The following is a 10532-nucleotide window of genomic DNA, read 5'->3' on the forward strand; positions in this document are numbered from 1 at the left end:
GAACGCGGTGCCCGCCGTCAGGCTGATCACCGTCATGAAGGTGAACCAGGCCGAGTCGTTGGGGACCACCACCTGGTTGAAGCCACTCTGGCCCGCGTCGGTGCGGCCCAGCGAGGCCAGCCAGCGCGAGATGCCCACGCCCTGGACGATGGACAGGAGGATGGTGCCGTAGCGGGTGTACTGGTTGATCTTCTGCCGGCCGCCAGCGCCTTCCTTCTGCAGCCGCTCGAAGCTGGGAACCACCACCGCCAGGAGCTGGATGATGATGGAGGCGGACACGTACGGCATGATGCCCAGACCGAAGATGGACATCTGGTCCAGGGCGCCGCCGGAGAACAGGTTGAAGAGCGAGAACAGGCCGCCCGACTGGCGCTGGGCGTCCATGAACGCGTTCATCGCCGCCCGGTCCACACCAGGCGTGTTGATGAAGATGCCGATGCGGTACACCGCGAGCAGCATCAGCGTATAGATGAGCCGGCTGCGCAGCTCCGCGATGCGGAAGACGTTGGCGAAGGCGTTCAGAGCCACGTGGGATCCATCCCCCAAAAAGGTTTCAGCCAGAACAACAGCGCCCCTGTCCGAATTCGGAAAGGGGCGCGGAATCCTACACGGAGAGAGAGGCGCGCACCACTAAGAGTGTGCGGCGCCTGCCCCTCACGAGCGGGCCTTCTTGACGCCCTTGCCGGCGTGGGCCTTGGCGGCGGCCTCGGGCTTGTGGGCCACGAGGGGGAGCTCCTCCACGGAACCGCCCGCCTTCTCGACCGCCCCGCGGGCAGTCGCCGAGAGCTTGTGCACCCGGACGGACAGCTTCTTGGTGAGCGTGCCGTTGCCGAGCAGCTTCACGCCGTCATAGCGGCCCTTCACCAGGCCCCGCTGCTTCAGCGCGGCCTCGTCCACCGTGGCGCCCGCGTCGAACGCCTCGAGGTCGCCCAGGTTCACCACCGCGTAGATGGTGCGGTTGGGGGAGTTGAAGCCGAACTTCGGCAGTCGGCGCTGCAGGGGGCTCTGGCCACCCTCGAAGCCCTCGAACCGCATGTTGCCGGAACGAGCCTTCTGGCCCTTGCCACCGCGGCCTGCCGTCTTGCCCAGACCGCTACCCTGGCCGCGGCCCACGCGCTTCTTGCGGTGCCAGGAGCCCTCGGGGCGCTTCAGGTTGTTGAGCGTAGTCATTGTCGGAACCCTCTTGCTCTAGGCCTTCGCCTGGCGGGCGCGCGCGGCATCGCGGGCGCGGATCTTCCGAGGCTTGCGGCGGGCGGTCTTCGGAGCATCGCCCTGCACCGTCTCGGACGTCACCAGGTGACGAACCTTGTTCACCATGCCGCGAACCGCCGGCGTGTCCTGGAGGAGCCGCTCCTGGCCGAACTTCTTCAGCCCGAGGCTCCGGATGGTCGCGAGCATGTCCTCGGACGCACCCGCGAAGCTCTTCGTCAGCTTGATCTTCAGCGCCATGACTAGCCCCTCGCCTCGTCAGACTTCTGGGGACCCACGTCCTTGCCACGCAGGCGGGACACCTGCTCCGGCGAGCGCAGGGTCTTCAGCCCGGCCACCGTCGCCTTGAGCACGTTGTGGGGGTTCCGCGAGCCCTGGCTCTTCGTCAGGATGTTGCGGATACCCGCCGCCTCGAGGACCGCGCGCACCGCACCACCGGCGATGACGCCCGTACCCTCACCGGCGGGCTTCAGGAGCACCCAGCCCGCGCCGAAGTGCCCGAGCACCTCGTGGGGGATGGTGTGACCCTGCAGCGGGACGCGGAACAGGTTCTTCTTCGCGTTCTCGCCGCCCTTGCGGATGGCCTCGGGAACCTCGTTGGCCTTGCCCAGCCCTACGCCGACGTGGCCGGCGCCATCGCCCACCACCACCAGCGCGGCGAACGAGAACCGCCGGCCGCCCTTCACCACCTTGGCGACGCGGTTGATATTCACCACCCGGTCGGTGAGGTCGAGATCGTTCGGATTGATCGGAGTTGCCACTTGGGAACTTCCTTATTCGAAAGGTTTCTAGAACTTCAGACCGGCCTCGCGCGCGGCATCAGCCACGGCGGCGATCCGTCCATGGTACGGGAAGCCGTTGCGGTCGAACACCACCGCGTCGACATTGGCCGCCTTGCACTTCTCGGCGATGAGCGAACCCACGCGCTTGGCCTCGGCCTTCTTGTCCCCCTCATCCTTGCCCTTGAGCTCCTTGGAGAGCGACGAGGCGAAGGCCAGGGTGCGGCCCGTGGTGTCGTCCACCACCTGGGCGTAGATGTGCTTGAGGCTCTTGTAAACCGTGAGCCGCGGACGCTCGGAAGTTCCCGAGAGCTTCTTGCGGATGCGGTTCTTCCTCTTGAGGCGCGAAACGAGCTTGGTCGACATGGATGATTCCTTCTCCGTCCGGCGGCGATGGGGTCTTCCGCCGCCGGATGATTGCGCGACACCAGATGGAGGCGCGCGGTTGGGTGTTCACTCCGACTAGGTGGTGCCGGTCTTGCCTTCCTTGCGGCGGATCTTCTCGGTGGAGTACTTGATCCCCTTGCCCTTGTACGGCTCGGGCGGGCGCAGCGCGCGGATCTTCACCGCAGCGGCACCCAGGGCCTCCTTGTCCGCCGAGCGGAGGGTCAGACCCAGCGTGGGCAGACCGTCCTCGGTGCGGGGGGCCTTGTCGACTTCAGCCGTCACGCCCTCGGGGAGGTTGAACACCACCGGGTGCGAATAACCCAGCGAGAGGTTGACCGTCTTGCCCTTCACCTCGGCGCGGAAACCGACGCCGCGGATGTCCAGGCGACGCTCGAAGCCCGTCGACACGCCCTTGGCCGCGTTGGCCAGCAGCGTGCGGGTCAGGCCATGCAGGCTGCGAGCCTCGCGCGACTCATCCTCACGCTCCACCACCATCTCGTTGCCCTTGACCGTCACCTTCACGCCCTTGGCGGGAAGCTGAACGACCATCTTGCCCTTGGGGCCCTCGAAACTGACCTGGCGACCCGAGACAGTGGCCTTCGTCTTGTCCGCCAGCTTGACCGGAAGCTTTCCAATCCGACTCATGATTCCCTCGTGCAGTGGACCCTGGTCGCGGCGCGAGCCGCGGCACCCGGGCTGCTGGCTAGTAGACGGTGCAGAGCAGCTCGCCGCCGACCTTCTGCTTGCGAGCCTCGGTGTCCACCATCACGCCCCGGGACGTGGACAGGATGGAGATGCCCATACCGCCGAGCACCTGCGGGATCTCGCGCACGTTCGTGTAACGGCGCAGGCCCGGCTTGGACACGCGGCGGATGCCGGTGATGGCGGGAGCCCGGTCCGGCCCGTACTTCAGCTGGACGGAGATCTCGCTCTGGGGCTTGCGCTCGTGGACGGTGTAGTCCCCGATGAACCCCTCGGACTTGAGGACCTTGATGATCTCGAGCTTGAGGTTCGAGTGGGGGAAGACGATCTTGTCATGACGCGCGCGCGATCCGTTGCGCAGGCGGGTCAGCATGTCGCCGATGGGGTCGTTGACGACCGACATGAGTGGCTACCTTCCGTGCGGGGCGACTCCAGCCGCCACCGCGTTCGCAACCGCCGCGCCTGCCGGGCCCATCCCGGGGGTTCGCCACGATTGCAATGCATTTTCACTACTTCGGTCCACCCGCTCACGGGTGGACCAGGCTCCCCTGCCCCTCTTCAGAGGCAGGGACGCCCGCGTCCGACTACCAGGACGACTTGGTGACGCCGGTGATCTCGCCGCGGAGCGCGCGGTGCCGGAAGCAGATACGGCACATGTTGAACTTCCGCAGGAACGCGCGGGGCCGGCCACAGAGCGGGCACCGGTTGTAGGCGCGGACGGAGAACTTCGGCTTGCGCTTCGCCTGAGCGATCTTCGAGAGCTTGGCCATGGATGCGGATCCTCGTTACTGGCGGAACGGCATGCCGAAGTGACGCATCAGCGCCAGCCCCTGCTCGTCATTCTGCGCCGTGGTGACGAAGCTGATGTTCAGCCCCTTCACCTTCTCGATCTGGTCGTAGTTGATTTCGGGGAAGATGATCTGCTCGCGCACGCCGAGCGTGTAGTTGCCCTTCCCGTCGAAGGCCTTGGGGGACACGCCCTTGAAGTCACGCACGCGCGGCAGCGCCACGGTGATGAGGCGGTCCAGGAACTCGTACATGCGATCGCCGCGCAGCGTGACGGCGCAGCCGATGGCCTGGCCCTGACGCAGCTTGAAGTTCGCGATGGACTTGCGGGCGCGGGTCACCACGGGCTTCTGGCCGGTGATGGCACCCAGCTGGTCCACGGCGGACTCGAGGATCTTGTTGTTGGCGAGAGCCTCGCCCAGACCCATGTTGACGACGATCTTCTCGAGGCGGGGCACCTGCATGGGGTTCTTGAGCCCCAGATCCTTCATCAGCGCGGGCACGCCCTCCTTGCGGAAGCGCAGCTTCAGACGCGCCGGCCCGACCTTGAGGCCCTCCTCGATGTTCGCCGCGAATCCGGCCTTCTTGACGTCTTCCTTCTTGCGGCCCTTCTTCTCCTTCTTCGGAGCCGCGTCCTTCTTCTCTTCAGCCATCGTCTTGTCCTCTGCTTCGGAACGCCGTCGTGGACCCAGCGCGCCGATCAGTGATGCGTGGAAACTGGAAACACCGGAGCCCTACCCGTTCTTCGAGGCCCCGGAGACGCTTGCCCGCCCTCCCCTACCCGGGGGTAGGACAAAGGGCGCGCATACATGCCCGAACCCGGGCCCCTAGTCAATCAGGGCGTCGCAGTTCTTGCAGAACCGCTTCTTCTTCTCTCCATCCGCCCGGATGCCCACGCGGGTCGGCTTGTCGCACTTGGCGCAAACCACCTGCACGTCCGAGATGTGGATGGTGCCCGGCTTCTCCACAATGCCGCCCTCGGGCTGCTGGGGCGTCTTGCGGAGGTGGCGCTTGACCAGGCGCACGCCCTCCACGGTCACGCGCTGGGCCTCGCGGTCGATCTTCAGGACCTTGCCGCGCTTGGTCGCCGGGGTCTTCTCCGAGCGCTCGGCGCCGGCGATGACCTGGACGGTGTCTCCAACCTTGAGCTTCTCCATGGTTCCTCTCCCTCCTCGCGGACCGCCTGACGCCCTACTAGAGGACCTCGGGAGCGAGCGAGATAATCTTCATGAACTTGCGGGCGCGGAGCTCGCGGGCCACCGGCCCGAAGATGCGCGTCCCGATGGGCTCCATGTCCTTGTTGATGAGGACGGCGGAGTTGCCATCGAACTTGATGTAGCTGCCATCCGCACGGCCCACCCCGCGCGCGGTGCGCACGATGACCGCCTTGGCCACATCACCCTTCTTCACCTTGGAGTTCGGCAGCGCCTCGCGGATCGACACGACGATCACATCGCCGATAGACGCGTACTTGCGCTTCGAGCCACCGAGCACCTTGATGCAGAACACCTTCTTGGCGCCCGAGTTGTCGGCCACGTCGAGCACGCTCGTCATCTGAATCATCTGGAATTTCCTCTCTCAGCTTACGGCAGGCCCCGCCAATGAAGGGGGGCACCGCGCGCTCGAGCCACGGCCGCGCGCGCCAGGGGTGGCGGCGCGAGCTCGGACGGCTCAGACGTTCTTGCTCTTCTCGATGACCTCGACCACGCGCCAGCGCTTGTCCTTCGAGCTGGGACGGGTCTCGGCGATGCGCACCCGGTCACCCTCGTTGATGGTGACCTTGGTCGGGTAGTCGTGATCCTCGACGTGCGCCTTGTACTTCTCGCGCATGCTCATGATCTTCCCGTACTTCGGGTGAGCGGCGCGGCGGGAGACGGTGACCACCACCGTCTTCTGCATCTTGTTGGAGGTCACGATCCCCACGCGGGTCTTGGGACGGCCGCGGGTGGAGGTCTTGGCGGAGGTGGATTGAGTCGCTTCAGCCATGAGAAAAGCTCCTAAGCCTTCTTCTCCGTCCGGGTCTTCTCCCCCAGGACGGTCAGGATGCGCGCCAGGTCGCGCTTGTGCTGGGTGCGCTCGGACGGGTTGTCGAGCGAGCCGGTGGCCCGCTTGAGCTGATCCTGAAACAGCGTGTCGCGCAGTTCAGCCGCGCGCCGCTTCAGGTCGTCCGCCGAGAGCTCCTTGAGTTCTTTCGCAGTCGCCATCTTCTAAATCTCCTCAGAGCCAGCGGGCGGCCCTCTTAGCAGGGACCGCCCTCGGGCGGAACTAGAGCGCCAGGTCGCTGCGCTGAACGATCTTGGTCAGCACCGGCAGCTTCGCCTGGGCCAGCTTCAGGGCGGCCGTAGCCACGTCCGCGGTCATACCCTCCATCTCGTAGAGGATGCGGCCGGGCTTGACCACCGCCACGTAGTACTCCACGCCACCCTTACCGGTACCCATGCGGGTCTCGGCGGGCTTCTTCGTGATCGGCTTGTCCGGGAACACGCGGATCCAGATCTTGCCGCCACGCTTGATGTGGCGCGTCATGGCGATACGAGCCGCCTCGATCTGGCGCGAGGTGATCCACCCCGGCTGCAGGGACATCAGACCGAACTCACCGTAGGTCAGGTCGCTGCCGCGATGGGCCAGACCGGGCGTGCGGCCCTTGTGCATCTTTCGGTACTTCGTACGAGCAGGCTGAAGCATCGTCGGTGTCCTTCAATCCCGGGCGAGCCGCCCCTCTCGGGGCGGCGCCGGAGGTTAGCGGTTGGCGGCCGGCGCGGCGCTCGCGCCACCCTTGGTGGGCAGCACCTCGCCGCGGCAGATCCAGACCTTGCAACCGATCTTGCCGTAGGTGGTCTTCGCCTCGGCGAAGCCGTAGTCGATGTCCGCGCGGAGGGTGTGCAGGGGCACGCGGCCCTCGCGGTACCACTCGTAGCGGGCCATCTCCGCGCCACCGAGACGACCGGAGCACGCCACGCGGATGCCCTTGGCGCCGAACTTCATCGCCGTCTGCAGCGCCTTCTTCATGGCGCGGCGGAAGGCGATACGGCGCTCGAGCTGGGTGGCGATGTTCTCGGCCACCAGCTGGGCGTCGGTCTCGGCCTTGCGGACCTCGACGATGTTGAGGAAGACCTCGTTCTTCGTGAACTGCTGGAGGTCCTTCTTCACCGTCTCGATGCCGGCACCGCGCTTGCCGATGACGATACCGGGGCGCGCGGTGTGCACGTTGACCTTCACCTTATTCGCCGCGCGCTCGATCTCGACCTTGGAGACACCAGCATGGGCGAGCGACTTCTTCACGAACTCGCGGATGCGGATGTCTTCATGCAGCCACTGCGCGTAGTTCTTGTGCTCGAACCACTTGGAGTCCCAGGTCTTGATGACCCCGAGGCGGAAGCCAATGGGATGAACTTTCTGGCCCAACGTGCATCTCCTTCGAATCGGTTGCGTGGAGCGCCAGGGCGATTACTTCTTCGCCTCTTCAAGCACCACGTGAATGTGACTGGTCTTCTTGTTGATGCGCGAGGCGCGGCCCATGGCGCGCGGCATATACCGGCGCTGGGTCGGACCCTGATCCACCGAGATCGTCTTGACGACGAGCTTGTCCACGTCGACCTGGCCCTTGGACAGGTCGGTCGCGTTGGCCACGGCGCTCTTGATGAGCTTGGCGACCGGAGCGGCCGCGGCGCGGCTGGTGAATCGCAGGATGTTCAGGGCCTGTCCCACGGACTTGCCCCGGACAAGAGCCGCCACCGTGGAAACCTTCCGGGGCGACATGCGCAGGAACCTCAGATGTGCCTTCGACTCCATGTCATCTCCTCTGGCGGAAGCCGCCTGTCAGCGGGGCCAGACTACTTGCCCTTGGCGACCTTCTTCTCCGCCGAGTGACCGCCGAACGTACGCGTCGGGGCGAACTCGCCGAGCTTGTGGCCCACCATGTTCTCGGTCACGAAGACGGGGATGAACTTGCGGCCGTTGTGCACCGCGAAGGTGTGTCCCACGAACTCCGGCAGGATGGTGGAACGCCGGGACCACGTCTTCACAACACTCTTCTTGTTCGTCTTGATCATGTCCTCGATCTTCTTCACGAGGAAACCATCGACGAACGGACCCTTCTTGATCGAACGCGCCATTGCGTGAACCCTCGACTACTGGCTGCGCGCGCCCGGACGGCGGACGCTCACGATGAACTTGTCAGTACGCTTGTTGGTGCGCGTGCTGAGACCCTTGGTCTTCTGGCCCCACGGCGACACCGGATGCGGATTACCCTGGCCGGACTTACCCTCACCACCACCGTGCGGGTGGTCGACGGGGTTCATCGCCAGACCGCGGACGGTGGGACGGATGCCCAGCCAGCGGCTGCGGCCGGCCTTACCGATGCGGATGATCTCGTGCTCCAGGTTGCCCACCTGACCCACGGTGGCCCGGCACTCGATGAGCACCATGCGCACGGCGCCCGAGGGCAGACGGACCTGGGCGTAGCGCCCCTCCTTCGCCATCAGCTGGCCGGAGGTGCCCGCGGAGCGGATGATCTGGGCACCGCGCCCAGGCTTCAGCTCCACGTTGTGGATGATGGTACCCACCGGGATGTTCATCAGCGGGAGGCTGTTGCCCGGACGGATGTCCGCGCCCTCACCCGCCGTGACGGTGTCGCCGACATTCAGGCCCACCGGAGCGAGGATGTAGCGCTTCTCGCCGTCCGCGTAGTGCAGGAGGGCGATGTTGGCGGAGCGGTTCGGGTCGTACTCGACGGCCGCGACCTTGGCCGGCACGCCGTCCTTGTCGCGACGCTTGAAGTCGATGATGCGGTAGCGACGCTTGTGACCACCACCCTGGTGACGGCGGGTGATGTGGCCGTGGACGTTGCGGCCGCCGGACTTGTTGAGCGACTCGGTGAGCTTCTTCTCCGGCTTGCCCTTGGTGATGTCCGCGAAGTCGGACACCGTCATGAGACGCCGGGCGGCGGAGGTCGGCTTGTACTTCTTGATGCCCATGGTGGTTCCTCAACGACGGTCAGCGCAATGCGCTAGACCGCGCCTCCCTCGAAGAGCTCGATCTTGTCCCCCTCCTTGAGGGTGACGACCGCCTTCTTGAAGTTCGGCCGCTTGCCCATCGAGCGGCCCACGCGCTTGGTCTTGCCGCGCACGATGTTGGTGCGGACGCCCTCGACGCTCACCTTGAAGAGCGTCTCGACGGCCCGGGCCACGTCATACTTGGTGGCCTTCTTGTCCACGATGAACGAGTACTGCCGGAACTTCTCGCGGGCCGCGTCCAGCTTCTCGGTGATGAGCGGACCCTTGATGACGTCATTCATGTTCACGAGAGCGCCCCCTCGATGGCCTTCGCGGCCGCGGAAGTGAGCACCAGGTGCTTGTGGCGCAGGACGGACTCGAGGTTCAGGCCCTCGGGCGGGAGCACGTCGAACTTCGCCAGGTTGCGCACGCTGCGGTGCAGGTTGGTGTTGGTCTTGGCGTCGATGACCAGCGCGCCGGACAGCTTCAGCCGCTTGGTCAGCGCCTCGAAGGCCTGCTTGCTCTTGGGAGCGGACAGGTTGAAGTCACTCAGGATGATGAGGGACTTCTCCCGGGCGCGCAGCGACAGAGCCGCCTTCAGCGCACCGCGGCGGACCTTCTTGGGGGGACGGTAGAAGTAGTCACGCGGCTTGGGACCCATCGCCTTACCGCCGCCCACCCAGTGGGAGGCGCGGATGGAACCCTGGCGGGCGCGGCCAGTACCCTTCTGCTTCCAGGGCTTCTTGCCACCGCCGCTCACCAGCGAGGTGTTCTTCACCGCCACCGTACCTCGGCGCCGGTTGATCTGCTGCATCTTCGCGACCTCATAAAAGAGGTTCGCGTTCGGCTCGGCGCCGAAAACCTCGTCGGAGAGCTCAAGCTCCGACACCTTCTTCATATCCAGGTCGACTACGTCGAACTTCGCCATGGCTCTTTCCTCTGGGGAATGGAGTGGAACCGCGCGGGTTCAGCCCCGCTTCCTCAGGACTTGATCTCCACGTCAACGCCGGCCGAGAGATCCAACTTCATCAGCGCGTCCAGCGTCTGCTGGGTGGGCTCGAGGATATCGAGCAGGCGCTTGTGCGTGCGGATCTCAAACTGCTCGCGGCTCTTCTTGTCCACGTGCGGCGAGCGCAGAACCGTGAACTTGTTGATGCGCGTGGGCAGGGGGATCGGACCGGCCACCTTGGCGCCCGTGCGCCGAGCCGTCTCGACGATCTCGCCAGCGCTCTGATCCAGGAGCTTGGAGTCGTACGCCTTCAGCCGGATGCGGATCTTCTGTGTCGCCATTCGCAAAAACCTCTTTAAACGGCCTCTGATTCGGGAGGCGCTACGACCAACGTCCCCTGGATGTCACAGAGCCATTTCTTCAAACGAAGGGGCGCGGCTTGTACCACCGCACCCCGGTGGATGCAACCTTATTCCCACTTCCCCGAACTTTTCTGAACAGAAGCTCGGGGAAGCAGGGACGACGGAACCTAAGCGATGATCTCGGCCACCACGCCGGCGCCCACGGTACGACCGCCCTCGCGGACGGCGAACCGGAGCTCCTTCTCCATGGCCACCGGGGTGATCAGCTCCACCTCGATAGCAATGTTGTCGCCCGGCATCACCATCTCGACGTTGTCGGGCAGCTTCACCGTGCCCGTCACGTCCGTGGTGCGGAAGTAGAACT

21 protein-coding genes and 1 pseudogene are annotated in these 10532 nt (G+C 65.4%); all 22 read right to left on the reverse strand.

Annotation, left to right across the window (positions count from 1 at the left end; translation table 11 throughout):
• Positions 1 to 528: preprotein translocase subunit SecY (locus VF697_RS32815; RefSeq protein ID WP_414641373.1), on the reverse strand; the 528-nt coding region annotated here is incomplete at its 3' end.
• Between the two features lie 126 nt (positions 529 to 654).
• Positions 655 to 1170, reverse strand: coding sequence for a 50S ribosomal protein L15 (gene rplO, locus VF697_RS32820; protein WP_331101172.1), 516 nt, complete (start codon positions 1168 to 1170; stop codon positions 655 to 657).
• Between the two features lie 18 nt (positions 1171 to 1188).
• Entirely contained in the window at positions 1189 to 1449 is a 261-nt protein-coding gene (gene rpmD / locus VF697_RS32825) for a 50S ribosomal protein L30 (protein ID WP_331101174.1), read from the reverse strand.
• A 2-nt stretch (positions 1450 to 1451) separates the two neighbouring features.
• The gene (gene rpsE, locus VF697_RS32830; protein ID WP_331101176.1) at positions 1452 to 1970 is read right to left on the reverse strand and encodes a 30S ribosomal protein S5; all 519 of its coding nucleotides are present in this window, start codon (positions 1968 to 1970) and stop codon (positions 1452 to 1454) included.
• Between the two features lie 27 nt (positions 1971 to 1997).
• Positions 1998 to 2354 (reverse strand): 50S ribosomal protein L18, encoded by a 357-nt coding sequence (rplR, locus tag VF697_RS32835; RefSeq protein WP_331101178.1) that lies wholly within the window; start codon positions 2352 to 2354, stop codon positions 1998 to 2000.
• A 96-nt stretch (positions 2355 to 2450) separates the two neighbouring features.
• Positions 2451 to 3020 (reverse strand): 50S ribosomal protein L6, encoded by a 570-nt coding sequence (gene rplF / locus VF697_RS32840; protein WP_331101180.1) that lies wholly within the window; start codon positions 3018 to 3020, stop codon positions 2451 to 2453.
• Positions 3021 to 3078: 58 nt separating this feature from the next.
• Positions 3079 to 3480, reverse strand: coding sequence for a 30S ribosomal protein S8 (gene rpsH / locus VF697_RS32845; RefSeq protein WP_331101182.1), 402 nt, complete (start codon positions 3478 to 3480; stop codon positions 3079 to 3081).
• Between the two features lie 181 nt (positions 3481 to 3661).
• Positions 3662 to 3847, reverse strand: coding sequence for a type Z 30S ribosomal protein S14 (locus tag VF697_RS32850; protein WP_043409024.1), 186 nt, complete (start codon positions 3845 to 3847; stop codon positions 3662 to 3664).
• A 15-nt stretch (positions 3848 to 3862) separates the two neighbouring features.
• Positions 3863 to 4516, reverse strand: coding sequence for a 50S ribosomal protein L5 (rplE, locus tag VF697_RS32855; protein WP_331101186.1), 654 nt, complete (start codon positions 4514 to 4516; stop codon positions 3863 to 3865).
• A gap of 174 nt (positions 4517 to 4690) precedes the next feature.
• Positions 4691 to 5020, reverse strand: coding sequence for a 50S ribosomal protein L24 (gene rplX, locus VF697_RS32860; RefSeq protein WP_331101188.1), 330 nt, complete (start codon positions 5018 to 5020; stop codon positions 4691 to 4693).
• A gap of 37 nt (positions 5021 to 5057) precedes the next feature.
• On the reverse strand, positions 5058 to 5426 hold the full coding sequence (rplN, locus tag VF697_RS32865; RefSeq protein WP_331101190.1) for a 50S ribosomal protein L14: 369 nt from the start codon (positions 5424 to 5426) through the stop codon (positions 5058 to 5060).
• 108 nt (positions 5427 to 5534) lie between these two features.
• Entirely contained in the window at positions 5535 to 5849 is a 315-nt protein-coding gene (rpsQ, locus tag VF697_RS32870) for a 30S ribosomal protein S17 (RefSeq protein WP_331101192.1), read from the reverse strand.
• Positions 5850 to 5860: 11 nt separating this feature from the next.
• Positions 5861 to 6067 carry a 50S ribosomal protein L29 gene (gene rpmC / locus VF697_RS32875; protein WP_331101194.1) on the reverse strand — a complete coding sequence of 69 codons (207 nt, stop codon included), beginning with the start codon at positions 6065 to 6067 and terminating at the stop codon, positions 5861 to 5863.
• 61 nt (positions 6068 to 6128) lie between these two features.
• Positions 6129 to 6548 (reverse strand): 50S ribosomal protein L16, encoded by a 420-nt coding sequence (gene rplP / locus VF697_RS32880; protein WP_331101196.1) that lies wholly within the window; start codon positions 6546 to 6548, stop codon positions 6129 to 6131.
• Between the two features lie 54 nt (positions 6549 to 6602).
• Complete coding sequence (rpsC, locus tag VF697_RS32885) at positions 6603 to 7268, reverse strand: 30S ribosomal protein S3 (protein ID WP_331101198.1); 666 nt, start codon at positions 7266 to 7268, stop codon at positions 6603 to 6605.
• A gap of 42 nt (positions 7269 to 7310) precedes the next feature.
• On the reverse strand, positions 7311 to 7655 hold the full coding sequence (gene rplV / locus VF697_RS32890; protein ID WP_331101200.1) for a 50S ribosomal protein L22: 345 nt from the start codon (positions 7653 to 7655) through the stop codon (positions 7311 to 7313).
• Positions 7656 to 7696: 41 nt separating this feature from the next.
• Positions 7697 to 7978, reverse strand: a complete 282-nt coding sequence (rpsS, locus tag VF697_RS32895; RefSeq protein ID WP_267537797.1) for a 30S ribosomal protein S19 — start codon at positions 7976 to 7978, stop codon at positions 7697 to 7699.
• A 15-nt stretch (positions 7979 to 7993) separates the two neighbouring features.
• Positions 7994 to 8839: a 50S ribosomal protein L2 gene (gene rplB, locus VF697_RS32900; RefSeq protein ID WP_331101204.1), complete on the reverse strand. Its 846-nt coding sequence runs from the start codon at positions 8837 to 8839 to the stop codon at positions 7994 to 7996.
• Between the two features lie 32 nt (positions 8840 to 8871).
• Positions 8872 to 9159, reverse strand: a complete 288-nt coding sequence (locus VF697_RS32905) for a 50S ribosomal protein L23 (protein ID WP_414641374.1) — start codon at positions 9157 to 9159, stop codon at positions 8872 to 8874.
• Between the two features lie 2 nt (positions 9160 to 9161).
• Positions 9162 to 9785 carry a 50S ribosomal protein L4 gene (gene rplD / locus VF697_RS32910; RefSeq protein WP_331101208.1) on the reverse strand — a complete coding sequence of 208 codons (624 nt, stop codon included), beginning with the start codon at positions 9783 to 9785 and terminating at the stop codon, positions 9162 to 9164.
• A gap of 53 nt (positions 9786 to 9838) precedes the next feature.
• The gene (gene rpsJ / locus VF697_RS32915) at positions 9839 to 10147 is read right to left on the reverse strand and encodes a 30S ribosomal protein S10 (protein ID WP_002625389.1); all 309 of its coding nucleotides are present in this window, start codon (positions 10145 to 10147) and stop codon (positions 9839 to 9841) included.
• Positions 10148 to 10335: 188 nt separating this feature from the next.
• Positions 10336 to 10532, reverse strand: a pseudogene (gene tuf, locus VF697_RS32920) (elongation factor Tu); the annotation flags it as partial.

This window comes from Archangium sp. (assembly GCF_036388035.1).
In the GTDB taxonomy this organism is placed as follows: domain Bacteria; phylum Myxococcota; class Myxococcia; order Myxococcales; family Myxococcaceae; genus Archangium.